General features: G+C 67.3%; 18 protein-coding genes and 7 pseudogenes. 9 read left to right on the top strand and 16 right to left on the bottom strand.

What is annotated here, in order from left to right; translation table 11 throughout:
- Positions 1-8: 8 nt before the first annotated feature.
- Positions 9-2,186, top strand: a complete 2,178-nt coding sequence (locus OL239_RS15385; protein ID WP_268909641.1) for a thioredoxin domain-containing protein — start codon at positions 9-11, stop codon at positions 2,184-2,186.
- 40 nt (positions 2,187-2,226) lie between these two features.
- On the opposite strand, the pseudogene trhA reads toward OL239_RS15385, so the two are convergent.
- Positions 2,227-2,849 (bottom strand): annotated as a pseudogene (gene trhA, locus OL239_RS15380) (PAQR family membrane homeostasis protein TrhA).
- A 286-nt stretch (positions 2,850-3,135) separates the two neighbouring features.
- Here trhA and OL239_RS15375 point away from each other — a divergent pair.
- From OL239_RS15375 to OL239_RS15360, 4 genes and pseudogenes are all read left to right on the top strand, one after another.
- Positions 3,136-3,897 carry an isoprenyl transferase gene (locus tag OL239_RS15375; protein WP_268909640.1) on the top strand — a complete coding sequence of 254 codons (762 nt, stop codon included), beginning with the start codon at positions 3,136-3,138 and terminating at the stop codon, positions 3,895-3,897.
- Positions 3,898-4,083: 186 nt separating this feature from the next.
- A pseudogene (locus tag OL239_RS15370) lies at positions 4,084-5,441 on the top strand (PhoH family protein).
- Between the two features lie 117 nt (positions 5,442-5,558).
- Positions 5,559-6,020: a prepilin peptidase gene (locus OL239_RS15365; protein WP_268909639.1), complete on the top strand. Its 462-nt coding sequence runs from the start codon at positions 5,559-5,561 to the stop codon at positions 6,018-6,020.
- 4 nt (positions 6,021-6,024) lie between these two features.
- A complete protein-coding gene (locus OL239_RS15360) occupies positions 6,025-6,495 on the top strand; it encodes an NUDIX hydrolase (RefSeq protein ID WP_268909638.1) in 471 nt (156 codons plus the stop codon).
- Between the two features lie 226 nt (positions 6,496-6,721).
- Here OL239_RS15360 and OL239_RS15355 read toward each other — a convergent pair whose 3' ends face one another.
- The 5 genes and pseudogenes from OL239_RS15355 to OL239_RS15335 form a co-directional block, all read right to left on the bottom strand.
- Positions 6,722-8,440 (bottom strand): MDR family MFS transporter, encoded by a 1,719-nt coding sequence (locus OL239_RS15355; RefSeq protein WP_268909637.1) that lies wholly within the window; start codon positions 8,438-8,440, stop codon positions 6,722-6,724.
- Positions 8,437-9,093, bottom strand: a complete 657-nt coding sequence (locus OL239_RS15350) for a TetR/AcrR family transcriptional regulator (RefSeq protein WP_268909636.1) — start codon at positions 9,091-9,093, stop codon at positions 8,437-8,439. The genes OL239_RS15355 and OL239_RS15350 overlap by 4 nt, the downstream gene beginning before the upstream one ends.
- A gap of 151 nt (positions 9,094-9,244) precedes the next feature.
- Positions 9,245-10,665: pseudogene (locus OL239_RS15345) on the bottom strand (class II fumarate hydratase).
- A gap of 100 nt (positions 10,666-10,765) precedes the next feature.
- Positions 10,766-11,422, bottom strand: a complete 657-nt coding sequence (locus tag OL239_RS15340) for a carbonic anhydrase (protein WP_268909635.1) — start codon at positions 11,420-11,422, stop codon at positions 10,766-10,768.
- Positions 11,423-11,464: 42 nt separating this feature from the next.
- A complete protein-coding gene (locus OL239_RS15335) occupies positions 11,465-12,058 on the bottom strand; it encodes a DUF4245 domain-containing protein (protein ID WP_268909634.1) in 594 nt (197 codons plus the stop codon).
- A gap of 165 nt (positions 12,059-12,223) precedes the next feature.
- On the opposite strand from OL239_RS15335, the pseudogene glpX reads away from it, so the two are divergent.
- Together glpX and OL239_RS15325 are read left to right on the top strand one after the other, a co-directional pair.
- Positions 12,224-13,263, top strand: a pseudogene (glpX, locus tag OL239_RS15330) (class II fructose-bisphosphatase).
- 294 nt (positions 13,264-13,557) lie between these two features.
- Positions 13,558-13,866, top strand: coding sequence for a hypothetical protein (locus tag OL239_RS15325; RefSeq protein ID WP_268909632.1), 309 nt, complete (start codon positions 13,558-13,560; stop codon positions 13,864-13,866).
- Between the two features lie 323 nt (positions 13,867-14,189).
- Here OL239_RS15325 and OL239_RS15320 read toward each other — a convergent pair whose 3' ends face one another.
- The gene (locus tag OL239_RS15320; protein ID WP_268909631.1) at positions 14,190-14,453 is read right to left on the bottom strand and encodes a hypothetical protein; all 264 of its coding nucleotides are present in this window, start codon (positions 14,451-14,453) and stop codon (positions 14,190-14,192) included.
- Between the two features lie 49 nt (positions 14,454-14,502).
- Complete coding sequence (locus OL239_RS15315) at positions 14,503-15,360, bottom strand: TspO/MBR family protein (protein ID WP_268909630.1); 858 nt, start codon at positions 15,358-15,360, stop codon at positions 14,503-14,505.
- Positions 15,361-15,437: 77 nt separating this feature from the next.
- On the opposite strand from OL239_RS15315, the gene OL239_RS15310 reads away from it, so the two are divergent.
- Entirely contained in the window at positions 15,438-16,466 is a 1,029-nt protein-coding gene (locus tag OL239_RS15310; RefSeq protein WP_268909629.1) for a lipid II:glycine glycyltransferase FemX, read from the top strand.
- Positions 16,467-16,656: 190 nt separating this feature from the next.
- On the opposite strand, the gene OL239_RS15305 is transcribed toward OL239_RS15310, so the two are convergent.
- The 7 genes and pseudogenes from OL239_RS15305 to OL239_RS20285 all read right to left on the bottom strand — a co-directional run bounded on the left by OL239_RS15305 (position 16,657) and on the right by OL239_RS20285 (position 23,004).
- Positions 16,657-17,868 (bottom strand): IS30 family transposase, encoded by a 1,212-nt coding sequence (locus OL239_RS15305; RefSeq protein ID WP_268908791.1) that lies wholly within the window; start codon positions 17,866-17,868, stop codon positions 16,657-16,659.
- Between the two features lie 430 nt (positions 17,869-18,298).
- Positions 18,299-18,550 (bottom strand): hypothetical protein, encoded by a 252-nt coding sequence (locus OL239_RS15300; protein ID WP_268909628.1) that lies wholly within the window; start codon positions 18,548-18,550, stop codon positions 18,299-18,301.
- Positions 18,523-19,548, bottom strand: coding sequence for a mannose-6-phosphate isomerase, class I (manA, locus tag OL239_RS15295; protein WP_268911788.1), 1,026 nt, complete (start codon positions 19,546-19,548; stop codon positions 18,523-18,525). The genes OL239_RS15300 and manA overlap by 28 nt, the downstream gene beginning before the upstream one ends.
- A 94-nt stretch (positions 19,549-19,642) precedes the next feature.
- Complete coding sequence (locus OL239_RS15290; RefSeq protein WP_268909627.1) at positions 19,643-20,830, bottom strand: LCP family protein; 1,188 nt, start codon at positions 20,828-20,830, stop codon at positions 19,643-19,645.
- A complete protein-coding gene (locus OL239_RS15285; protein WP_268909626.1) occupies positions 20,803-21,351 on the bottom strand; it encodes a hypothetical protein in 549 nt (182 codons plus the stop codon). Before OL239_RS15285 ends, OL239_RS15290 begins: the two co-directional genes overlap by 28 nt.
- 7 nt (positions 21,352-21,358) lie before the next feature.
- Positions 21,359-21,885, bottom strand: a pseudogene (purE, locus tag OL239_RS15280) (5-(carboxyamino)imidazole ribonucleotide mutase).
- Positions 21,882-23,004, bottom strand: a pseudogene (locus OL239_RS20285) (5-(carboxyamino)imidazole ribonucleotide synthase). Before OL239_RS20285 ends, purE begins: the two co-directional pseudogenes overlap by 4 nt.
- A gap of 232 nt (positions 23,005-23,236) precedes the next feature.
- Between OL239_RS20285 and OL239_RS15260 the strand changes: the two are divergent.
- A pseudogene (locus OL239_RS15260) lies at positions 23,237-23,605 on the top strand (GtrA family protein); the annotation flags it as partial.
- A gap of 221 nt (positions 23,606-23,826) precedes the next feature.
- Here the strand turns inward: OL239_RS15260 and OL239_RS15255 are convergent.
- Entirely contained in the window at positions 23,827-24,591 is a 765-nt protein-coding gene (locus tag OL239_RS15255; RefSeq protein ID WP_268909622.1) for a TIGR03089 family protein, read from the bottom strand.
- Between the last annotated feature and the right edge of the window lie 96 nt (positions 24,592-24,687).

The following is a 24,687-nucleotide window of genomic DNA, read 5'->3' as shown; positions in this document are numbered from 1 at the left end:
AGCGCGTCGTGGCCGGCCGGCTCCGCAACGAGGCTTCCGCCTACCTGCGCCAGCATGCCGGCAATCCGGTCGACTGGTGGCCGTTCGGGGACGAGCCCTTTGCCGAGGCACGCCGGCGCAATGTGCCGGTGTTCGTGTCGGTGGGGTATGCCGCGTGCCACTGGTGCCATGTCATGGCGCACGAATCCTTTGAGGATGCGGCTACGGCTGCGTATCTGAACGAACATTTTGTCTCCGTCAAGGTGGACCGTGAGGAACGCCCCGACGTCGATGCGGTCTACATGGCAGCCACCCAGGCGATGACCGGCCAGGGCGGATGGCCCATGAGTGTCTTCACCCTTCCGGACGGCCGGACCTTTTATGCGGGCACTTATTTCCCGCCGCGCCCGGTCCAGGGCATGCCTTCCTTCCGTGACGTCCTGGAAGCTGTCTCGGCGGCATGGCGGGACCGTCCGGAGGAGGTCGAACAGAGCGCCGCGCAGCTCGCCGCCCACCTGGCCTCCGGACAGCAGGGCAACCGGCGGCTGCTCGGTCCGGTCCGCGCTGCCGGCGGCGGCGCACCGGGCGCACTGGACACCGCGGACGACGCTGCGGCAGCAGAGGAGAACGCCCGGACGCTGTCGGCCGCGGTTGAGGCGCTGGAGAACCTTGAAGACCGGGAATTCGGCGGTTTCGGCGGCGCACCCAAGTTCCCGCCGTCCACCGTGCTCCGGTTCCTGCTGGCCCACGCGGCCGGCGGGGCAACAACCGCCGCCGACGCGGCATCGCTGGCCGACCGCACGCTGGGCGCCATGGCCCGCAGCGCCCTCTACGACCAGCTCGAGGGCGGCTTTGCCCGATACACCGTGGACCGCCGCTGGGCGGTTCCGCATTTCGAGAAGATGCTCTACGACAACGCGCAGCTGCTGGCGCTGTACGCGCAGTGGGCGCGGACGGCCCGGGACCCGGATGACCGCCGGCTGGCCCTGCGCGTCACCCGCGAAACTGCGGACTGGCTGATCGGCCGGCTGCAGGTGGAGGGCGGCGGTTTCGCGTCCTCCCTGGACGCCGACACCGTGATGGACGGCCACCGGGTGGAGGGCGGCACCTACGTCTGGACCGAGGCGGAACTCGCGGAGGCCCTCGGGCCGGATGCTGCCGGCGCCGTGTCCGGGCTGCTGGACCTGGAATCGGGTCACATGGCAGCCCACGGCGGAAAGCCGGGCCCCGACGGCGGCACCGGCAGCACCCTGCACTTCGGCCGCCGGCTGACTGCCGGCGAAGAGGACCTGTGGCTGGGCTGCCGCCCGGCCCTGCTGGCTGCCCGCAACCGGCGTCCGCAGCCGGAGCGCGACGATAAGGTCGTTGCGGGCTGGAACGGACTGGCCGTGGCAGCCCTGGCCCGCGCCGCCGTCGTGCTGGCCGATGCCGGCGGGCATGCCGCAGCGGAGCGCGTGCGGAACGCAGCCGAAGAGGCCGCCGCCTACCTGCTGAACGTGCACCGCACGGGACCCACGCTGCTGCGGGTCTCCCACGGCGGCCGCGGGCAGGGCATCGAAGGCCTGCTGGAGGACTACGCCGCCGTTGCCGAGGGCCTCTTTGCCCTCTATGCGGCCAGCGGCGACGAGCAATGGTATGCGGCGGCCGAGTCGCTGGTCCTGGCCGCGGAAGGCCGTTTCCTCGTGGGGGACGTGCTGCAGGACACCGCCATCCGCCCGAACCAGCTGGCCAACGCCCAGGGCGCACAGGCTGCCGCTGATCCGCTGGACGGTCCCACCCCCAGCGGCGCCGCCCTGTTCGCCGGCGTGCTGCTGACGTATTCCGCGTATTCAGGCTCCCTGCGCCACCGCGCCCTGGCGCAGTCGCTGCTTGCCCACGTCCGCGTGGTGGCTCCGCGGGCGCCGCAGGCCGCCGGCTGGGCGATGTCCGTGCTGCAGATCCTGCTGGACGGGCCGCAGGAACTCGCCGTGACAGGCACCGACGCCGAGGCCGTGGAGGACCTGCTGCGCGCGGCGCGCGACGCCGGCGGACCGGCCCTGGTGGTCGCGTCCCGGGTGTCGGCTGCCGGCGGCGGGGAGCGGACGGAGCCGGCGGCGCGACCCGGGTGCCGCTGCTGGAAGGCCGCGGTCCGGGAACCGGACCCGCAACGGCCTATCTGTGCCGGGGCATGGTGTGCCGGCGGCCGGTCAGCACGGCGGAGGAGTTGACGGCGCTGCTCCGCGAAGGCTGAGCCCAGCGCCGGGGCGCCTAGGAGGTTCCGGCCGAGAGCACCGCCAGCAGAATGGCAACGTAGTGGCAGGCGAAGCCCGCCAGCGTGAAGGCGTGGAAAATCTCGTGAAAGCCAAACCAGGCCAGGGACGGGTTTGGCTTCTTCAGGGCATAGATCACGGCACCGGCAATGTACAGAGCCCCGCCCAGGCAGACGAGGACGGCCGCGGTCGGATTGATGCTGAAGAAGTCCGGAATGTAGACCAGGGCGGCCAGGCCCAGCGCAATGTAGACGGGCGTATAGAGCCAGCGGGGGGCGTGCAGCCACAGAAGCCGGAAAAGGACGCCGGCAACCGCACCGCCCCAAATGAACCAGAGCAGGACCCTGGCCTTGTCCGGCGGCAACAGCGACCAGGCAAGGGGGTGTAGGAGCCGGCAATCACCAGCATGATGTTGGTGTGGTCCAGCCGCTTGAGGACCGTCTTGACCTTTGGGGACCAGTTTCCGCGGTGGTACACCGCGGAAACGCCGAAAAGCAGTACTCCCGTGAACGCGTAGACGGCGGACGCGATTCGGGTGCCGGTCGTGGGAGCCAGGACGACCAGGACGATTCCGGCGGCAAGGGCAAACGGCGTGGCGCCGGCATGCAGCCAGCCGCGCATCCTCGGTTTGATGTCCAGGATGTCAGCTACCTGCTCGACGGCGGATTCCACCGGACCGGGCGTGCTGCGGGAGCTGGGATCGCGCTCGGGGGAGCTGAGGACGATGAAGATGCCATGGGAAAATCCTAGACTACGTTCCGGTAAGTTACTGTTCGGTAACTTACCGTTTCCGCCGCACCGGCACGGCCGGGAAGTACGGGCCGCTTTTTGGGAATACACTTTTTAGTGCGCCTCCCGCCCGCGGAGACGTTCTTCAGTACACAGGACAAGGCAGGTGCGGCTCCGCATGAGGTTTCCGGGCGTTGTGTATGCCTACTACGAGCGCAGGCTGCGCCGCAGCCTGGCCCGAGACCGCATCCCCGGGCACATCGGCGTCATGGTGGACGGGAACCGCCGCTGGGCGAAACTGGCCGGCGCGCCCACCAGCGACGGGCACCAGGCCGGCGCGGACAAGATCCTGGAGTTCCTGGGCTGGTGCCAGGAACTCGGTGTGCGGCGGGTCACGCTGTACATGCTCTCGACCGACAACCTGAACCGGGACGCAGACGAGCTGGATCCGTTGCTGGACATCATTGGCAACACCCTGGACCGGCTCGGCGAAAAGGGCGACATCCGGGTCAACGCCGTCGGCGCCCTGGACATCTTGCCGCCCAACCTAGCCGGCAAGCTCAGCGCACTGGGCACCTCCACCGGCAATGCCAACGGACTGCACGTGAATGTGGCCATCGGCTACGGCGGCAGGCGGGAGATCGTCGACGCCGTCAAGGAACTCCTGAACGACGCCGCCGCGCACGGCAAATCCATCCCGGAGATCACCGAAGAGCTGTGTGACACACAGATTTCCGAGTACCTGTACACGCGCGGCCAGCCGGACCCGGAGCTGGTAATCCGCACTTCCGGTGAGCAGCGGCTCTCCGGTTTCCTGATGTGGCAAAGCGCGTACAGCGAGTTTTACTTCTGTGAAGCGCTCTGGCCCGACTTCCGCCGCGTGGACTTCCTGCGTGCCCTGCGCGATTACGGCAGCCGGCAGCGCCGCTTCGGATCCTGAATTCCCGTTCCGGATCCTCTCTGTTCCGCTGGCCTGACCGGCCGCCCGAACGGGCGGCAAACTCGCGGTGAACGGCAGAAACAGGACCGTGTCCTGCTGCGGCGCGGGGCGCACCGGCGTACCTTGGTGCTATTGATCAGCGACCCGCTATTCGGGGCACCGCCCCTGACTGGAGTTCCCGTGGCCATCCCTTCCTCCCCGCGAACCTCTTCCGGCGCCGGTCGGGCACCCGCAGCGCCGGACGCCGCCGGACGCCCCGAAACCTATGTGCTGGACACCTCGGTCCTGCTCTCGGATCCGAAAGCGGTCCTGCGGTTTGCCGAACACGAGGTCATCGTCCCGCTGGTGGTCATCACCGAACTCGAGAAAAAGCGCCACGATCCGGAGCTGGGGTACTTTGCCCGCGCCGCCCTGCGCCTGCTCGATGACCTGCGGATTAAGCACGGGGGGCTCAGCGCCCCCGTTCCCCTCGGCGAATCCGGCGGCACCCTGCGGGTGGAACTGAACCACATATCGGTCGACGTCCTTCCCGCCGGCATCCGCGGCACCGACAATGACAGCCGGATCCTGGCCGTGGCCCGGAGCCTGGCGGACGAGGGAGGAGCATCACCCTGGTGTCCAAGGACCTGCCGATGCGGGTGAAAGCGTCCGCCGTGGGCCTGAACGCCGATGAATACCGCAGCGACCTCGTCCGTGACAGCGGCTGGACCGGCGTCGTTGAACTTGACGTTGCCGATGACGACGTCGATGCGCTCTATGAGCACCGTCCGGTGTTCATTTCCGCGGCCGCTGAGCAGCCGGTGAACACCGGCGTTGTCCTGCTGTCCAGCCGCGGGTCCGCGCTGGGGCGCGTGGGGCCGGACAAGCAGGTGCGCCTGGTGCGCGGCGACCGCGATGTGTTCGGGCTGCACGGACGCTCCGCCGAACAGCGCCTCGCCATCGACCTGCTGATGGATTCCGGCGTCGGCATCGTTTCGCTGGGCGGCAGGGCGGGCACCGGCAAGTCGGCGCTGGCCCTGTGCGCGGGGCTGGAAGCGGTGCTGGAGCGCCGTGAGCACCGCAGGGTGGTGGTGTTCCGCCCGCTCTACGCCGTCGGCGGCCAGGAACTGGGGTACCTGCCGGGCACGGAGGCGGAGAAGATGGGGCCGTGGGGGCAGGCGGTCTTCGACACGCTGGAAGCCCTTGTCTCCAAGGAAGTGCTGGAGGAAGTCCTGGACCGGGGCATGCTGGAGGTCCTTCCCCTGACGCACATCCGCGGCCGCTCGCTGCACGACTCGTTCGTCATTGTCGATGAGGCACAGTCGCTGGAAAAGAACGTGCTGCTGACCGTCCTGTCCCGCATCGGCCAGAACTCGCGGGTGGTCCTCACCCACGACGTCGCGCAGCGCGACAACCTGCGCGTGGGACGCCATGACGGGGTGGCCGCCGTCGTCGAAACGCTGAAGGGGCATCCGCTGTTTGGGCACATCACGCTGACCCGATCCGAGCGCTCGCCGATCGCCGCCCTGGTGACGGAGCTCCTGGAAGAGGGACACATCAGCTAATCCGGCGTTATCCACACCGCTGAGCGGCCAGCGGTGGAAGAACCGGCAGGTGGCGTACGGTGGTCCCATGGTGGGGATCCTGGGGGAATACCGGTCACTGGGCGGCGCGGCTTTTGGGTGCTTTGCGGCGCCGCGGTCTACTTCCTGGTGTTCGCCGTGCGGCTGGCCGCGGTGGATGCGGCGACGCACCGGCTGCCGAACCGGCTGGTGCTGCCTGCTTATCCGGTGTCAGCGCTGCTGCTGGGCACGGCCGCGCTCGCCGCGGACGACGCCGGGAGGATCCCCGCGATGGTGCTGGCCGGCGTCGTGCTTTGGGGAGCCTACTTCCTGCTGCGCTTTGGCAGCCCCTCGGGGCTCGGATACGGGGACGTGAAACTGGCCGGGGTGCTGGGCCTGTACCTGGGTTTCATTGGCTGGCCGCATGTCCTGGCCGGAACGTTCGCCGCGTTCCTCCTGGGCGGTGTGTGGGGCCTGTGGCTGATCGTGTCCCGGCGCGGAACCGCCAAGACGGCCATCGCTTTTGGCCCGTTCATGCTGGGCGGCGCCGCCCTGGCGATGGTGCTGCCTGGCCTACAGTAGAACCATGCCAACCCCCGACTTTGTCCTGTCACTGCGCGAAAAGATCGGCCATGACCTGTTGTGGCTGCCGGGTATCACCGGGGTTGTCCTCAATGACGACCGGCAGGTGCTGCTGGTGCGGCGCACCGACAACGGCCGCTGGACCCTGATCACCGGGATGCTGGAACCGGGCGAGGAACCGGCCGCCGGAACCCTGCGCGAAGTCGAGGAAGAGACCGGTGTGCGGGCCGAAATCGAACACCTCATCCACGTTGGCTCCCACGGTCCCGTCACGTTTCCAAACCAGGACCAGTGCTCCTTCCTCAACGTGGCGTTCAGCTGCCGGTATGTGAGCGGCAGTGCCCGGGTGAACGACGACGAGTCCTCCGACGCCGGCTGGTTCGGGCTCGACCGGCTGCCGCCGCTGAGTGAACGGCACGCCCTGCTGCTGAACCTGGCGCTGACGGCCGACGGCGTGCCGGCCTTCCAGCGCTGAGCAGCCCCGCCGAGAGTGGAGCTCTTGCCGGAACGCCGCATCGAGTGTAGGGCTCGTGGAGGAACGCCGCATCGGGAGTAGAGCTCGTGGGGGATTGGCCGCCTGGAAGCGGCATCGTCTCGTCACTCGGCGGGGCAAAGCCGCATCAATGCGTCACTCGATCCTCGAAAAGGCGGCCCGACGGGGCGAAGCCGCACTGCAGTACTACGGCACGGCTCCGATGGAATCAGCCGGCGTCGGGCCGGCGCGGCCCCGAGTCCGTAGCCGAGTCCGTAGCCGAATCCTCCTGCGCCGTGTCCTGTGCCGGGCCGCCGGTTTCTCCGGCCGCGGAACGTCCCTGCAGGGCAGCGAGGCGTTCGGCTTCCAGCCGGTCGGCGTCGGCCCCGCCCACGGCTTCACCGCGGGCCACCATGCCGGCGACGTCGGAGAGCGGGATCTGCTTCAGGAAGAGGGCCAGGACCAGGGCTAGGACGAGGAACGGAATGAGGTACCAGAACACCGGTGCCAGGGAGTCGGCATAGGCGGTGACGATCCCGTCCCGGACCGGTTCCGGCAGGTCGTTCATCACAGCCGGCTGCAGGGTGGCGGTGGCCTCGCCGGCGGCGGACGGATCGAACCCGGCCCTGGTGAAGACCTCCATCAGGTTCTCGGAGAGCCGGGAGGTGAACATCGCGCCGAAGATGGCCACGCCCAGCGATGCGCCGACCTCGCGGAAGTAGTTGTTGCTGGAGGTGGCCGTGCCGATCTGGTCCACCGGCACGGAGTTCTGCACCACCAGGACCACCACCTGCATGATGTAGCCGAGCCCGGCGCCGAAGACGAACAGCTGCGAGCAGATGACCCAGACCGGGGTGTCCGCGGAGAGCGTGGTCATCCACAGCATGGCCAGGATGACCAGCGAGGCACCGATGATCGGGTACTTCTTATAGGTGCCGTGCTTGGTAATGGCCAGGCCGGAATAGATCGAGGTGCCCATCATGCCCACCATCATCGGCAGCATCAGCAGCCCGGATACGGCAGCTGAGGTGCCGGTGGACATCTGCAGGAACGTCGGCACGAAGGCCAGCGCCGCGAACATTCCCATACCCAGCGTGAAGCCGATGGCGGTGCTGTTGACGAAGATGGGGTTCTTGAACAGGCTCATCGGGATGATCGGGTCAGCCACCCGCTTTTCCACCATCACGAAGAGGACGGCCGCAAGCAGCATGCCGGCACCGAAGGCCAGGGTCAGCGGATCCGTCCAGCCGTGGTCCTCGCTGCCGCCAAAGTCGGTGAAGAAGATCAGGCAGGTGGTGGCAATGGACAGCAGTACGACGCCGCCAATGTCGATGCGCTTGGTGGCCTTCTTACTCGGAAGGGTCAGGGTGAAGAACGCGATCACGAAGGCGATAATGCCGATCGGAATGTTGATGTAGAACGCCCACTGCCAGGTCATGTGGTCCACGAAGAACCCGCCGAGCAGCGGACCGGCAACGGCGGAGAGTCCGAAAATGCCGCCGAGCGGGCCGAGGTACTTGCCGCGCTCGTTGGCCGGAACAATGTCGGCGATGATGGCCTGCGACAGGATCATCAGACCGCCGCCGCCCAGACCCTGGATGGCGCGGAAGATCACGAAGCCCCAGAAATCGGTGGCAAAGGCGCAGCCGACGGAAGCCAGCGTGAACAGGGCAATGGCGAAGAGGAAGAGGTTGCGCCGGCCCAGCACGTCACCGAACTTGCCGTAAATCGGCATCACGATCGTGGTGGCCAGCAGGTAGGCGGTGGTGATCCAGGTCTGGTGCTCGACGCCGCCGAGCTCGCCCACGATGGTGGGCATGGCGGTGGACACGATGGTCTGGTCGAGGCTCGCGAGCATCATGCCTGCGATCAGCGCGGAGAAAATGATCCAGATGCGTTTCTGGGTCAGCAGCAGCGGCTCGGAGCCCTGCGTGGCGGTGGCGGTCATGAAGAGTCCTTGGCAGAGGGAAGGGGCAGGGGAGAGGAGGCGGTAAACACTTCGTGCATGGCGTTTACGGCCTCAGTGAGGATGGATCGGTAGGGACGGGTGTTGCCGGGGTGGAAGAAGGCCGGTCCGGCGCGCTGCGCCAGGGCGGTGAACAGCGTCAGGGCGGCTTGGATCCGCGGATCCGCAGGTGGCAGGCCTTCCCGCGCCGAGAGGATGACGGCGAATGTGTTCTCGGCTTCCTGCGATCCGTACAGTACTTTTTCCAGGAGCCGCGGCTCGGCGGCCACAGCCAGCTTCAACGAGGCCATCTGGTCCCGGGACATCGCCATCCGGTCCATCATGGCAGCGGCAAAATCGACGAAGTCGGACAGCAGGGTGGGCGAAAGGGCGTCCGGGGCGGAGGCAGCTCCGCGGGCAATGAACTCTTCGGCCAAATCGGCGGGGACCTCATCCGCGGGCGAACCCAGGACGGCGTCTTCCTTGGCGGAGAAGTAGTTGAAGAACGTGCGTCTGGAGATGCCCACTTCCTCGCAGAGTTCCTCAACGGTGTAGCCGGAAAATCCGCGCTCGGCGGTCAGGATGCGGGCAGCCGTAATGATGGCGAGTTTGGTTGCCGTGCGTTTTCGCTCCCGCAGGCCGCCGCCTTCAGTCAATGCACTATCCGTCACGAAGTAAAGTTTTGCACCCTGCCCCAATAAGTGCAATTCACCCGCTGAGGGTGGTCCGGCGCAGCGACGGGACGCCGCGGAGGGCGACATGCAAAGGGCGCCCGGCCCGTGGCCGGACGCCCCGAAGGAGCTGGGACTAGGCCTGCGGCGGCTTCGTCATCGACAGCACATCAAGGGCTGAGTCGAGCTGCTCCACGGTCAGTTCGCCGCGCTCCACGTAGCCCAGTTCCTCGACGGCCTGGCGGATGGTCTTGCCTTCCTGAACCGCGAACTTGGCGATCTTGGCGGCGTTTTCGTAGCCGATGTACTTGTTCAGCGGCGTCACGATGGACGGGGAAGCCTCGGCCAGGTAGCGGGCACGCTCCACGTTGGCTTCGATGCCGTCGATCATCTTGTCCGCCATGATCCGCGAGGAGTTGGCGAGCAGGCGGATGGATTCGAGCAGGTTCGAGGCAATGACGGGGATGCCGACGTTGAGTTCGAAGTAGCCGAAGGTGCCCGCCCAGGCGATGGCGGCGTCGTTGCCCACCACCTGTGCGGCAACCTGCATGACGGCCTCGGAGATAACGGGGTTGACCTTGCCCGGCATGATCGAGGATCCCGGCTGCAGATCGGGGATGGCGATTTCGCCCAGGCCGGTGTTGGGACCCGAACCCATCCAGCGCAGGTCGTTGGCGATCTTGGAGAAGGACACTGCGATGGTGCGCAGCATGCCGGAAACCTCGACGAGGGCGTCGCGGTTGGCCTGCGCCTCGAAGTGGTCGCGGGCCTCGGTCAGCGGCAGTCCGGTGTCGGCGGCGAGCAGTTCGATCACGCGCTGCGGGAAGCCGGCCGGGGTGTTGATGCCGGTGCCGACGGCGGTGCCGCCCAGGGGGACCTCGGCCACGCGGGGAGAGAAGCCTGCACGCGCTCGATGCCGTAGCGGACCTGTGCGGCATAACCGCCGAATTCCTGGCCCATGGTCACCGGAGTGGCGTCCATCAGGTGGGTGCGGCCGGACTTGACGACGTCCTTGAATTCCTCGGCCTTGCGCTCCAGTGACACCGCCAGGTGGTCCAGGGCGGGGATGAGGGTGTTGATCAGGGCCGAGGTGGCGGCCACGTGCACCGACGTCGGGAACACGTCATTGGAGGACTGTGAGGCGTTGACGTGGTCGTTCGGGTGGACCGTGGTGTCGCTTCCGGCGTCCTTGAGCGTGCGGGTGGCCAGTTCGGCCAGGACCTCGTTGGTGTTCATGTTCGAGGAGGTGCCGGACCCGGTCTGGAAAACGTCAATTGGGAAGTGCTCGTCGAGGGTGCCGCCGGCCACCATGTCGGCGGCCTTCTCGATCGCCCGGGCGCGCTCGGCGTCGAGCACTCCCAGTTCGGCGTTCGCGGTGGCGGCTGCCTTCTTGATCCGGGCGAGCGCCTCGATGTGTGCACTGTCCAGCGGCTTGCCGGAGATCGGGAAGTTCTCGACGGCGCGCTGCGTCTGGGCGCGGTACAGGGCGTTCACCGGGACGCGGACCTCGCCCATGGTGTCATGTTCGATGCGGAATTCGGGAGTGTCAGAAGTCATGATCCCAGCCTAGTATCCGCAGCGCCTTCGGCCGAAACCGCGCCGTCACAGGCGCCGGAGGCATGTGACTCCTGGACGGGCACGGCTGCCGGGGCAGCATCTAGCTGCGGGTGCGCTGCACGGCGGGGTGGACCAGGGCGCCGTATCCGGAGACCAGGTCCGCCGCGCCTTCGGCCAGCTTGTAGGAGACACCGATGACGGCGGTGCGGCCCTCCTCGACGGCGGCAGCAATGATCTGTGAACTTTCCACCAGCTGCTCGGCGGTCTGCTTGGTGTGTTCCACGACCATGTCGTTGACCTCGGTGAACCCGTTGCGCTGGGCGGCGAGGACGGAAGGGGTAATGCGCTCCACCAGGTTGCGGATGTGGCCGCCGGGCATCTCCCCGGTATCCACCGTGCGCTTGGCTGCGGTCACGGCGCCGCAGCTGTCGTGTCCGAGGACAACAATCAGGGGTACTCCGAGGGTGGCGACGCTGTACTCCAGGGAGCCCAGGACGGCGTCGTCAATGACCTGGCCGGCGGTGCGGATCACGAAGGCGTCGCCGAGCCCGAGGTCGAAGATGATTTCGGCGGCGAGGCGGGAGTCCGAGCAGCCGAAGATTACGGCGAACGGATTCTGTTCGTGGATCAGCGAGCTGCGCCGGCTGGCATCCTGGTTCGGGTGTGAGGACTCCCCGGCGACAAAGCGGGCGTTGCCTTCGTGCAGCGTCTGCCATGCCTGTGCCGGGCTGTTTACGGAAGCGGCGGGTTCATTCACGCCTCTTAGCGTAAACCCCGCGCCGCTGTGGGCGGGTATCCGTTACTGGGCCGGTGCCGCGGTGAGATCCCGGACCACGGCCTCGGCCAGGACATCGAACTCGGCGAGGTCTGCTTCGCCGGTCAGCACGACGGTGATGCCCTCGTGTTCCAGGACCATGCTGGCCTCGCCGTCGGCGGAGTCGCGCAGCTCCCAGGTCTTGCCGCCTGCGGTGCGTTCACCGGCCACCATGGAGTCGCCGGACATCTGGGCAATCCACGTCGGGTTGCCGGCGTCGGTCTCGGAAAGACGAATAAAGTCGGTGCCGGGAGTGACATAACCCACTTCCCAGAGCGGAACCCCGCTGCTGTTGGTGGCTTCCCAGCGGGCGTAGTTGGAGCTCCAGCCCTCCGGCAGGTCAGGCGCCAGGGGTGCGTATCCGGCGTCGCCGGCCGCCTGCACGGCAACCTGCTGCACATCGACGTTGCGGGTGGTTGCCTTCGGCGCGGGATTCAGGAGCACCGGAACCAGGACCAGCGCCAGCGTAAGTCCGGTGGCGATCAGCATTCCGATGACGGTGGCGTTGGCACGTTTGGCCTGCTTGCCGGTCAGTGCGGGGGTTACGGGCGTGTCTTGGTCCTGCTGGTGCTCACTCACCCTTCCATGATCGCCTATCCGGCGGCTCAAGTCCTACTCGGACCGCTTTCGATCCGGACGGAATAGGAATCGTGAGTGGTGGCGCAGGCCACGGCGACTATGATCGGAACAAGGCCGAACCGTTTGTTGCTATTTGGACAAACGGTTTACAGCGACATTTCGAAGATGAGGTTAAACGTGACCAAAGGTGCTCAGTACTCCACACTTTCCCCGCCCTGGCGGTGGGTGATGACGAGCCGGACCGGAACCTGGCGCTGGAACTGGTCCGGGTAACCGAGGCCGCAGCCATTGCCGGCGGCCACTGGGTCGGGTTCGGCGACAAGAACGCGGCCGACGGCGCCGCCGTCGACGCCATGCGGTCCCTGATTTCCACCGTCCACTTCAACGGCGTCGTGGTCATTGGCGAGGGCGAAAAAGACGAAGCCCCCATGCTCTACAACGGTGAGCACGTCGGCGACGGCACCGGTGCCCTCTGCGACGTCGCAGTGGACCCGATTGACGGCACGCGCCTGACCGCCCTGGGCATCAACAACGCGCTGGCGGTGCTGGCCGTAGCCGAACGCGGCACCATGTTCGATCCCTCCGCCGTGTTCTACATGGAAAAGCTCATCACCGGGCCCGAAGCCGCCGACATGGTGGACCTGCGCCTGCCGGTCAAGCAGAACCTGCACCTGATCGCCAAGGCCAAGGGCAAGAAGATCAACCAGCTCAACGTGATGATCCTGGACCGGGACCGGCACAAGCCGCTGGTGCAGGAAATCCGCGACGCCGGAGCCCGCACCCGGATGCTGATGGACGGTGACGTTGCCGGCGGCATCGCCGCGGCCCGGGAGGGAACCGACGTCGACGCCCTGATGGGCATCGGCGGAACCCCGGAGGGCATCATCACCGCCTGCGCCATCAAGACCCTCGGCGGCGTCATCCAGGGCCGGCTCTGGCCCACCTCCGATGAGGAGAAGCAGAAGGCGATCGACGCCGGCCACGACCTGGACCGGGTCATGACCACCAACGACCTGGTCACCAGCGACAACTGCTACTTTGCCGCCACCGGCATCACCGACGGCGACCTGGTCCGCGGCGTGCGCTACAAGAAAGACCGCGTGCTGACACAGTCGATCGTGATGCGCTCCAAGTCCGGCACCATCCGCGTGGTGGACGGCGAGCACCAGTCGCACAAGTGGGAGTCGTACGCCCGCCTGAAGTAGGCCGCGGCGCCTCAGCGGGAAGAAGCCCCGGGACCGGCTGGTTCCGGGGCTTTCGCTGCTCCGGCTGCTCCGGCTGCTCCGGCTGTCCGGCGGGAACCAGGAGGTCGAACTCCGCCCGCTGCGACGGAACACCGTTGACCTGCAGCGTGAGTGCGTGCGGGCCGGGGTAGTAGCGCCGGGTGGTGATGGGCCGGAACGAATGCTCGCGCACGACGTCGAGCTGTGCCCCGGTGCCAGCGTCGCCGTCGTCAGCTTGAAGGTCTTCCCGGTCTGGCTGCCGTTGGCCCTGCGGTGATGGACGATGTAGTCCACTGCCAGGCGCGCCGGTTCGCTGCCGGTGTTGCGCACGGCCGCGGTGAAGCGCACGCTGCCGCCGAACGGAACCCGGTCGCTGTGCAGCACCGGTCCGGTTATTTCCACCGCAGCCGGGGCGAAGCCCAGCAGGGCCAGCGCCTCCGTGTTGCCCCGTTTGACGAGCGTGCGCAGCCCGTGGCGGACCAGGGCCGGCGTATGCGGGGCCGGATCGGCCAGCCAGCGGCGCGCCGTCTCAAGCACCAGACCGGCATTCTCGCGGCTGAGGTCATTGAGATGGTTGGCGACTGAACGGCGCACAAACGCGCTCTCGTCCCGGTACAGGGCGTCAAGCAGCGGAACGGTAATACCGGGCCGGCCGACGAGCTCCGGCACCCGGATCGACCAGGGCAGGTACGGGCGCGTGCCCTCGGACGCAAGCCGCCGCACGTCGTCGTCGGGCGAGTCCGTCCAGGCGGCGATGATGGCCAGGGCGCGGTCCGCGTCATGGCGCAGCAGCGTCCGGATGGCGAATTCCGAGGTGAGGCGGCCGGTGAGCTCGGCCAGCAGGGCCATGGCGTCGTCGAACGCGGCTGTCGTGTTGGCAGCCACCGCCTTGGCGGCAACCGCGGAGGTCACGGGCCAGATGAGCCAGCCCGTAAAGTCCGGCGTGCCGTCCAGGGCCAGGCGCACGGCGCGGGCAAGGGCGGCGTAACTGCCCGGAAGGCCGCCAGGAGCGCGTCGCGCAGCAGATCGGAGCGTTCGCGCAGCGCCAGTCCCGCCACCCCGCGTGCGGCGTCCCGCAGCGCGGTGAGGTCGGCCGCCGGAGCGGCGGCGCCGATGGCACGGGCCAGTGTTTGGGCGGTGCTGCTGCTGATGAGCTCGTCGGCGGACGGCATGGCGTTCTTTCGGCGTGGTGGCGGCTGAGGGACGGTCAGGGGCTCCGGGTTACCGGTGTGCGGCGGACGCGGCCGCTTCGGCGGGGATCCGGTTGCGGCCCGTGACCCGGTAGACGACGGCAGCTAGCGCGATAACGGCGGCCGCGGCAATGGCGGCAACGGCAGTTCCGGTGGAGAGCAGTTCGCCGTTGAGGCGGGACACGGCGATCCAGGACAGGCCCCACGCCAGGGCTGCGGCGGGGGCCAGCCGCCCGCGGCCGTAGGCGGCCAGCGCCACGCCCAGGGCAGCGACCACGGCCAGGATAGTGATGGACCAGACCTCCGGGGTGAGCCCGAACCCGTTCCAGCCGGCGTCGGTCAGGGCAGCGGCAGTGTTGGCGCAGGTCGCCACGGAGACCCAACCGAGGTACAGACCCAGCGTGCCGTCCACGGCGACCGCCTCGATCCAGTTGGCCGCCGGAGTCCGGGAGTAGCGCACGAAGCAGGCTGCCAGCACGGCGAGCAGGGCAACGATGACCAGGACGCTGACGGCAACCCAGCCGGCCTGGACGCTCAGAATCCAGGCAGCGTTCAGGACCAGTGAAGCGGCGACCAGCCAGCCCAGCGAACGCTGGCGCGCGGAACTGCGCTGGGACGGCAGCCACTGCCAAATGGTGTACGCGCCGAGACCGGTGTAAATGACCGACCAGATGGAGAACGCACCGCTGGCGGGTGCCAGATACGTGGCATCTGCGTTCAGGGCTCCGCCAGCGGCTTCGGCAATGGGCGTACCGCCGAAGACGCCGACACCGATCATGGAGCCGACGATGCAAACGATGAAACAAACGGTGACTGTCAGCTGTCTGGGCAGGTCGGACCCCCGGGAGCCGGGAATCTCGGAACGGGTGCCGGAAGTTGAAGGAGTCATGAGTCGAGCCTAACAAGTGGCCGGGACCACAGGGGAGCGCGCGGGCTGGTCCGGTAACCCCCGGTAGGCTGGAACGCATGACACTGCGCGTTACACCCTGCTCCGATTCCAGCCGCTGGAACGAAGCCGTCAACGAGTTCAACGGACATCCGCAGCAGTTGTGGGGCTGGGGCAAGACCAAGGCCGAACACAACTGGACCGTAGACCGCCTGCTCATCCAGGACGACGGCGGCAAGCTGGTGGGCGCCGCCCAGGTGCTGCTGCGGCGGCTGCCGTTTCCGTTCAAGGTGCTCGCCTACATTCCCCGCGGTCCGCAGTCGGTTCCCGGCCGCGAGCTTGAGGTTCTCGGCGCGGTCAGCGACTACGTCAAGGGCACACATGGTCCGGTCGCGCTGAGCATCGAACCCGATTGGGACGCCGGCAGCGACCCTGCTGCCAGCCTGCCCGCCGCCGGCTTCCGGCCCTCGGCCAACACCATCCTGATCGGCCGCACCCTGATCCTGGACCTGTCCCGGACCGAAGACGAGCTGCTCGCGGACATGTCCAAGAAGCACCGCCAGTACATCCGCAAGTCCGGCCGCGAGGCGCTGGACTACCGGCGGGTCACCCGGGACGAGGTTCCACAGTGCCTGGCGGTGTACAAGCAGACGGCCGAGCGTGCCGGGTTCGGCATCCACGAAGACGGCTACTACCTGGACATCTTCGACAACCTGGGCGGGGACTCGCCGGTCTACGCGGCTTTCAGCGGGGACGGCGTCGTCGCCTTCCTCTGGCTGTCGACCAGCGGCCACACCGCGTTTGAGCTCTACGGCGGCATGACCGAGGAGGGCGAGCGGCTGCGCGCCAACTACGCGCTGAAGTGGCATGCGATTACGGCCATGAAGGAGCGCGGCGTCATCCGTTACGACTTCAACGGGCTGCTGAACGACGGCGTTTCCAAGTTCAAGATGGGCTGGGCCAAGCACGAGGACCAGCTCGCCGGAACCTGGGACAAGCCGCTGTCCCCGCTGTATCCGGTGTTCACGACGGTGTTGCCCCTGGCCAAAACCGGGCTGCGGAAACTGCGCGGGCTCGCTGCCGCCGCGAAGGCCAAGATCCGCCGATAGGCTTCCTGCCGACGGGCGCGCTGCTGCCGGCCCGGAGCGGACGACGGCTTCCGGACGGCGGCTTCCGGACGGCGGCGCGCTGCTCGACGGCCGTTGCCGCTGACAGGCGCCGCTGAGGGCTGACGGATTCGAGTGTCGGGTTCGTGTGGGAATGGCTGTGGCTAAGTCAACCGGTTAGTGCAACGCGGGTTTAGGCTGCTGCAGGTTGCAGCAGCTCAGCAAGTTTCTGAGCCGGTGTCGCCAGCCCGAGGGTCGGGCGGGGCCGCCGGTTCAAGGAGTCCTGGACCTTGCGCAGATCGGCTTTGGTATACACGCTCAAATCCGTACCCTTCTCGAACCAGTGCCGCAGTAATCGGTTCGTGTTCTCGTTCGTTCCGCGTTGCCAAGGCGAATGCGGATCACAGAAATAGACCGGCGCCCCGAGCTCTGCAGTGATCTGCCTGTGCTTGACCATTTCCGAGCCCCGGTCCCAGGTCACCGTGCGCAGCAGGTCCGCCGGCAGGTGCTTCATCGCCGCGATCATGGCCTCCGCGACCGCTTCGGAGGTATGCCGTTCGGGAAGGTGCAGCAGGATCGTGAATCTGGTCGAGCGTTCCACCAGCGTGCCGATCGCTGAGCGGGAGCCGGTTCCGACGATCAGGTCCCCTTCCCAATGCCCCGGCACTGCCCGGTCTTCGGCCTCGGCCGGGCGCTGGCTGATCGTGAACGCGTCAGAGAAGAGCTTGCCGCGCCCGGTGGTGTGATCGGTGGTCAACGGTTTGCGGCGGGCCCGCTTTAGGCTCAGGGTGCGGTAAAGGTCCTTGCGGAGCTGGCCCCGGGTTTGAACGTAAAGGCACTGGTAGATCGTTTCGTGGCTGACCTGCATGCTCTTATCATCGGGGAAGTCCTTGGCCAGGACCAACGAAATGAGTTTTGGGCTCCAGCCCTGATCCATCCATTGCGTGATCTGGGTGCAGAGTCCCGGGTTGTCTATGAGTTTGAACGGTTTGGGCCGGTCGGCGCGGATATGGGCGCGGGAGTGCGCCATCCCTGCGTGGTAGATCCCGTTGGCGTTGAGGTTGCGTCTGATTTCCCGGCAGATCACGGATTTGTCCCGGCCAATCATGCGCCCGATCTCGGCTTGGCTTTTACCGGCCCGCAGTCCGCACATGATCTCGATCCGTTCGTCCAGGTTTAGCCGGCGTCCCGGGCCGCCGGGTCTATTCGACGGGCCAGGTCTTGCCAGTCCGCCACCACCGGGTCTTTGAACTAGTTTCATTGCACCAGCATCACGCCACCAGTTCCTTGCTCCCATCGCTGACACGCCCATGAGCTCGCACGCTCTGGTCAGGGAGACGCCGGAACAGATCAGGTCGTAAAACCGGTCCTTGAAATCTTGGCTGAAGGGGTAACCGCTGGGCATCGCATCGCTCCTGTATTTTCAGAGCGTTGCACTGACCATATGACTCTGCCTGTCGGATTCCGGGATCGTCTCTTCACTCGACGGGGTGGAAGGGCATTGTCCCTACACTCGAGCGGTCGAGGTCCGTCGGTTAGGCGGGGTGGCGTCCGGCCTGAGGACGCGTCGAGTGTAGATATCTTGCGGCTTGTCCGTATCCAGTGTCGCGTTCGTGCGGGACTGGTTGGCGAATTCGAGCATCGTCTCTTCACTCGGTGGGGCGGAGGGGCATTGTCTCTACACTCGGCGGCGGCAGACGAGGCGGAGCCGTATCGTCTCGACAGTCGGCGGGGCGGTGCGGGGCGGAGCGGCATTGTCTCTACACTCGGCGGGGTGGAGCGGCACTGCCGCAGAGTGCGGGCCGGGAGGACCGGCCCGGGGCGGACGCCGGACGCTAAATGGCCAGGCGGGGCTCGGATGGATCTGGATCGGGCCGGCCGGTGTCCGCGGAGCCGACCGTTACCGCGAAGGCGAGTGCGCCGTCGTCGTGCTGGGCCGAATGCGCGGACAGCTTGGCAATCACCGGCGCCTCGGCCGCGGGAATGAAGGCGCTCTGTCCGGTCTCCAGCACCAGGTCTCCCTTGGGAGAGTCCAAGACCACGGTGCCGCGGACCACGATCACGATGGTGGGGCCGTTCTGCAGCACCGAAACGTCGGAGCCGGACATTGACGCAGCGGGTGAATATCCTCGCCCGCGTCGGAGGCCCGCTGCTCCAGTTCGATTCGCTGCAGCTGAAACTCGCCAAACGGCGGGCGGTAGAGTTCCTGGCCCATCTGCGTGTGCACCGCGGACAGCAGGGGGATGTCCACGGGACGGAAATCAACGGTCTTCAGCAGCTCGGCCACATCCACGTGCTTGGGGGTCAGTCCGCCGCGCAGGACGTTGTCCGAGGATGCCATCACCTCAATGCCGAGGCCGCTGAGGTACGCGTGGACGTTGCCAGCGGGCAGGAACACAGCCTCACCGGGCTGCAGCGAGGCGCGGTTCAGCAGCAGGGACAGCAGCACGCCCGGATCTTCGGGGTAATAGGCGTTGAGGTCCGCGGCGGTGCTCAGTTCCTTGGCGAACGGCTCCAGATTTTCCGGGTCGGAGCCGGCCAGCGCACCGGCGGTCAGCCGCACTGCTTCGCGTACGTCTTCGCCGTCGCTGATGATGGCGCGGAAAACGCTCTGCAGCCGGTCCGCCGCGTCATGGCCGCTGGACAGTTCACTGACCGCCCAGGTCAGCAGCTCCGGCACCTCCGCGCCGCCGGCCTGCACGGCCCGGACGGCGGTGCGGAAGACCCGGGCTGCCTCGTCCGGCTCACGGAAGCCGCAGAGCGCCTCGAAGGGCGTCAGGGCGAAAATCATCTCCGGCTTGTGGTTGTCGTCGCGGTAGTTGCGCTCCGGTGCAGTGCGGTCCAGGGCCGCGGCTTCCTCGGCGGCGAACCCGGCCGCTGCCTGTTCCCGGGTGGGATGCACCTGCAGGGACAGCGGGGCGCCGGCGGCCAGGACCTTGGCCAGGAACGGAAGGCTGTTTCCGTAGGCAACGGCCGTTTCGCGGCCCAGCATCTGCTCGGGGTCGGCAGCTATCAGCTGGTCCAGCGACTCGGCTTCCGGTGTGGGCGGAACCAGGCCCGACGGCGCCCCCGGATGTGCGCCGATCCAGAGTTCCGCCTCGGGCTGCCCGGAGGGCTCCTGCCGAAAAGTTCGGCCATGGCGGTGAAGGAACCCCAGGCGTAGGGCCGAAGGGTGTTGTTCAGCAGGTACATGGTTCTCTTTTCGAAGGCGTCGGAGTTGGTCCGGTGCCGCAGCAGGCCGGGACTAGCCCGGACTGCACGCACCATTGTTGTTCAGCAGGGCGCCGAGCGTTGCGTCGTCCTGGATTTCGGCCAGGTACTGCAGATACTCCTGGGTGATTTCCAGGCTGCCCAGCCGCGGCACCCTGGTCGGCCGGGCCGGATTCCGTACCGATGTCCGTGCTGTTCCCGGCGTCGCCGCCGTCCTCGGGAGCCGTGTCGTCCCCGGCCTCGACGGGCGCCTCCGCGGGCGCCTCCGCGGGCGCTTCGGCGGGCGCTTCGGCAGGTTCCGCCACCTGCCCGGAAATCATGTCAGCAACCCGGGCATGGATCAGGGTGAAGTCGGGGTAGGTTACGAAGTTATCTGCCGCCGTGCCGAAGTCAGGCGGACCAATGGTCAGGCGCTCCATGGGCTGTCCCTTGGCCTTGAGGGCCAGGTCGAGGAAGCTGCCGAGCTGGTGCTGGGGGATGTCGGTCCGCACGATCTGCTCACCGGCCGAGGCAATGGCCTGGAACCGGGTCAGCAGGGTGGCAGGATCGAGCTGCGCCACCATGGCCTGCTGCACGCACTGCTGCCGCGCGATCCGGTGGTAGTCGGTCACGAACTCGCGGGACCGGGCGTACCAGAGCGCCGTGTAGCCGTCCATTTTCTGTGTACCCGGAGCTATCCAGCCGTCCGGCGGGTAATGCCGGTTGGTGCCCGGGATTTCGCCGGCGGTGATCGGCACCCAGCCTTCGACATTGACGGTGATGCCGCCCATGGCGTCAATCAGGGTGGAAAAGCCCTCCATGTCCACGATGACGTAGGCCTGGACTTCCAGTCCCAAAATCCCCGATGCGGCGTCCATCATCGCTTCCGCGCCGGGGTCGCTGGACTCCGGGTACAGGTCCGGATGATTTTCCACCACGGTCTGGTAGAGGCTGTTCAGGATGCACTCGTCACCGCAGTTGTACCCCTCCGGATACACGGAGGCCAGCGGGGAATCGTCCGGGAAGGGGGCGTTCTGGAAGTTGCGGGGAAGGCTGAAGGTGATGGACTTGCCGGTCTTGGCGTCCACGCTGATCACGGACATGCTGTCCGGGCGCAGTCCGGTGCGGTCCTCGCCGGCATCGCCGCCCATCAGCATGAAGTTGTACCGGCCGTCCACGGGATCGAACGAGGGCCCGAAGAGAAGATTGTGCCGACCGCACTGCGGCTGACGTTGAGCATGTACGCACCGTAGGCCAGGCTGCCGCTGGTGCCGACCATGAGAACCGCCAGGAGCCCGGCGACGAGCGGACGGACGCGGCGTTCCAGGAGGGGCGGGCGGATGATGCGCAGCGTGTTCAGGAACAGCAGCGCCCAGCCCGCCGCCAGCAGGGCCAAAATTACCATGAGAATGAACGAGGCCCAGCCGTTGGTGAGGCTTGTGACCAGCAGCGCGCGGTTCGTCAGGGCGAGGACGAGGGCGGCCAGGACAACGGCCCAGACGGTGAAGGTCACCTGCAGGGCGCGGCGGCCCAGCATCCGGTTTCCGGCTACTACCTGCGCCGATCCCGGCAGCACCAGGGTGAGCAGCAGCAGGATGAAGGCACGCTTGGTGCGTGCGCCGGGCGGCGCCGACTGCGGGTTGCGCACCGGATCGGTGAGCGTTCCGGGGCCGGCGTTGTACTCGTTGCTCTGGTCCACGGGTGCCCTAGTCGCCGACGGCGGCGGAGGTGCGCAGTTTCGCGCCCTTGGCCAGTGCGGTTTGGCGCAGCCCGGAGGCGAACTCGAGCAGCTGCTGCTGAAGCTTGGCGGCCAGCGGGTCGGTGCCGGATGCGAGCATCCGCACGGCCAGCAGCCCGGCGTTGCGGGCTCCGCCGATGGAGACGGCGGCCACGGGCACGCCCGCGGGCATCTGCACGATCGAGAGCAGCGAATCCATGCCGTCCAGGTATTTCAGGGGCACGGGAACGCCGATCACCGGCAGGGGGTGACGGCAGCCAGCATGCCCGGCAGGTGCGCGGCGCCGCCGGCTCCGGCGATGATGACCCGCAGCCCGCGGCGGTGCGCCTGCTGGCCGTATTCGATCATTTCGGCGGGCATCCGGTGGGCCGACACGACGTCGGCCTCATAGGGGATGTTGAATTCGGCCAGGGCTGCCGCGGCGGCGTCCATGACGGGCCAATCGGAGTCCGAACCCATGACGAGTCCTACCAGTGGCGTGTCGCGGCTGGTCATGATTTCTCCTTCTGCGGATCGCGGCCGTCGCGGAGGATCGCCGCGGCGCGTTCGGCGCTCCGCCGTACCTCCGGGAGGTCCGCAGCACTGCGTCCCACCACATTGACATGCCCGATCTTTCGGCCCGGTCGGACCGATTTGCCGTAGTTATGGATTTTGGCAGCCGGCTCGGCGGCCAGTGCCTGAGCATAGCCGCTGAACAAGTCAGTGTTGGCACCGCCAAGGTAGTTCTTCATGACGACGACGGCCCCCAGGACGTCCGTGGCCCCCAGCGGCAGGTCCAGGACAGCCCGAAGATGCTGTTCAAACTGGCCGGTGACGGAACCGTCCATGGTCCAGTGTCCGGAGTTGTGCGGCCGCATGGCCAGTTCGTTGATAAGGAATCCGGCTCCGCGTCCGGGGTTTCAAAGAGTTCCACTGCCATGACGCCGGTGACTCCGAGTTCGGCGGCCAGCCGCAGGGCCGCGTCCTGGGCCGCCGCAGCCACGTCCGGGTCCAGCTCCTGCGCCGGTGCGATTACTTCGTCGCAGACGCCCTCCACCTGGATGGAGTGGACTACGGGCCACGGGTGGGCGCTGCCGCCCGGTGTCCGTGCGACCAGGGCGGACAGCTCGCGCGTGAAGGGAACCTTTTCCTCGGCCAGCAGCGGTCCTCCGGTGAACCAGTCCGCGGCGGCGGCGGCCCCGGCGGCGTCGTGGATAATCCGGACCCCCTTGCCGTCATAGCCGCCGCGCGGTGTCTTGAGCACGACGGGCCAGCCGGCCGATTTTCCGAAGTCCACCAGATCGGCGGCTTCCGAAACCGCCGCCCAGCGCGGGTTGGGCAGGCCCAGCCGTTCGACGGCGGCGCGCATGACCAGTTTGTCCTGGGCATGGATCAGTGCGCCGGGGAGGGCTGCACGTTCACTCCGGCAGCGGCCAGGGCGTGCAGGTGCTCTCCGGGTACGTGCTCGTGGTCGAACGTCAGAACGTCGACGTCGCGCGCAAAGCCGGACAGGGTTTCCAGGTCCCGGTAGTCTCCCACTGTGGCGGATGCCACAGCGGGTACGGCGGAGACGTCAGGCCCCTCGGCCAGGACACGGAGTTCGAAACCGAGGGCCACTGCGGCCGGGGCCATCATCCGGGCCAGCTGGCCACCGCCGACGACGCCAATTATAGGAAAGCTCACGACCTTAGGTTACCGAAAAGAGACCGAATTCCTCTTTTGTGGAGTGCGGTTCGCTGCACACCCTCAGGTAACTCCCACGTTCCGGGGTAATATTGTGCCCTTACCGTCCGCGTTTCTGTGCGGCGGGTACTGTGTCCAGCTTCGGCAATTCCGGCCGGCGGCGCACCAACGGCCTCGGAGGATCATGTTTTCATCACTGTCTGCGCGCATTAGAGGGCTGGCATCGCTGTTTTGGCGTGAAGTCGCGAAGTTCGGCACGGTAGGGGCTGTCGCCTTCGTCGTGGACAACGGACTGTGGTGGATCCTCTACCACGGTCCCCTGGAAGGCAGCGCCACCAAGGCCCGGATTGTCAGTGCCCTGACCGCCACACTCTTCTCCTGGGTGGCCAACCGCTTCTGGACCTTCCGCCGGCGCCGCCAGAACAACGTGTCCCGTGAACTGGTGCTGTTCCTCATCATCAACGGCGTGGGCATTGTCATTTCCAGCGGCTTCACCTGGGTGGCCCAGTATCCGATGGGCATTACCGATGCCAAGTGGCTCGGGTTCGCCGGCGTCGTCGGCATCGGTGTAGCCACCATTCTGCGGTTCTTCGCGTACCGGTTCTGGGTGTTCAACAACGAGCTGGATGATGAGCCGGGCTTCGAGGACGATTACCAACTCCTCGATGAAAAGAACCCCGGAAGCCCGGTGCCGCGAAGACTGCGGACGCCGGCGGGACGCCCGCGGCGGCCCGCCCGCCGCCGGCCCGCGCTCCTCCGGAATGGCAGCCGAGCCTACTCCTCCAGCCGTGCCGTAACCTTCTCGGCGGCCAGCAGCCGCTCCGAAATCTCCACCTCCGGCGCAGCCAGCACCACGGTGCCGCCGGCGGCCCAGGTCCGGAGTGAGGCGGCCAGCACGTCCGGCAGGTCTTTTCCGGCCGGAATCAGCAGCGTCTGCTGCGTCCCTCCGCCGGCTGACTCCGCCAGCTGGGCGTAGGTAAGGGTCAAACCGTCCTGCCCGAGAGCGCTGTGCAGGGCGGTGAAACCCGGTCCCGCTTCTTCTCCGGCGAGGTAGGTATCCGCGTAACTGCGCACTTCGGCCGCGTAATCCACGGCGGCAGCCGGCAGCTCTCCGGACCACCGGAGCTCCAGCGCTCCCTGGGCCACCGCCACGACAGTTCCGTCAGCGGTGTCCAGCACTTCCTGCGAAGCCGTTACCGTTACGTCAGCGCCGCCGCCGGCTGCAGCGGAAGCGTCAGCTGCGCCTGCGGCATCCCGGTGCGTTTGGCCCACCAGTACGGTGCAGCCGGTCTGCCAGGCCGCCAGCGCCCACACCAAGGTCTTCCAATGCGCGGGCAAATCAAGCCGCAGGCGGATGCCGGGCTCGGCGTCGAGCTCATCCACCAGGAGGTTGGAGGTCTTGGCGACCCAGTTGTCCAGCACCTTTCCGGAGAGCTCGATCCGCTCGGGCCCCGGGCCGTACCAAATCAGCGCAGGGGAGGTTGCCTGCCGGGTGCGGAGCGTGGACAGTATGGTGGGAACGGAAATCCCTGCGGGCATGTCGGTCTCTTTCCTGTGGAAGCGGGAGCGGCCGGTGTGAACCGCCGCGGGTAACCGCCCGGCGGGGATGAAAGCCCGGGACGCAACCGCGACGCG

Origin of the sequence: Arthrobacter sp. ATA002 (genome assembly GCF_026898095.1) — a bacterium.
Taxonomy (GTDB): Bacteria; Actinomycetota; Actinomycetes; order Actinomycetales; family Micrococcaceae; genus Arthrobacter_B.
This window is presented reverse-complemented; position numbering and strand designations above follow the sequence as displayed.

Excerpts from the sequence above, each read along its gene's own strand:
- OL239_RS15375 (WP_268909640.1), top strand. The coding sequence starts at position 3,136 with ATGAGGTTTCCGGGCGTTGTGTATGCCTACTACGAGCGCAGGCTGCGC.
- OL239_RS15360 (WP_268909638.1), top strand. The coding sequence starts at position 6,025 with ATGCCAACCCCCGACTTTGTCCTGTCACTGCGCGAAAAGATCGGCCAT.
- OL239_RS15355 (WP_268909637.1), bottom strand. The coding sequence starts at position 8,440 with ATGACCGCCACCGCCACGCAGGGCTCCGAGCCGCTGCTGCTGACCCAG.
- OL239_RS15325 (WP_268909632.1), top strand. The coding sequence starts at position 13,558 with ATGGACGATGTAGTCCACTGCCAGGCGCGCCGGTTCGCTGCCGGTGTT.
- OL239_RS15320 (WP_268909631.1), bottom strand. The coding sequence starts at position 14,453 with ATGCCGTCCGCCGACGAGCTCATCAGCAGCAGCACCGCCCAAACACTG.
- OL239_RS15315 (WP_268909630.1), bottom strand. The coding sequence starts at position 15,360 with ATGACTCCTTCAACTTCCGGCACCCGTTCCGAGATTCCCGGCTCCCGG.
- OL239_RS15310 (WP_268909629.1), top strand. The coding sequence starts at position 15,438 with ATGACACTGCGCGTTACACCCTGCTCCGATTCCAGCCGCTGGAACGAA.
- OL239_RS15305 (WP_268908791.1), bottom strand. The coding sequence starts at position 17,868 with ATGCCCAGCGGTTACCCCTTCAGCCAAGATTTCAAGGACCGGTTTTAC.
- OL239_RS15255 (WP_268909622.1), bottom strand. The coding sequence starts at position 24,591 with ATGCCCGCAGGGATTTCCGTTCCCACCATACTGTCCACGCTCCGCACC.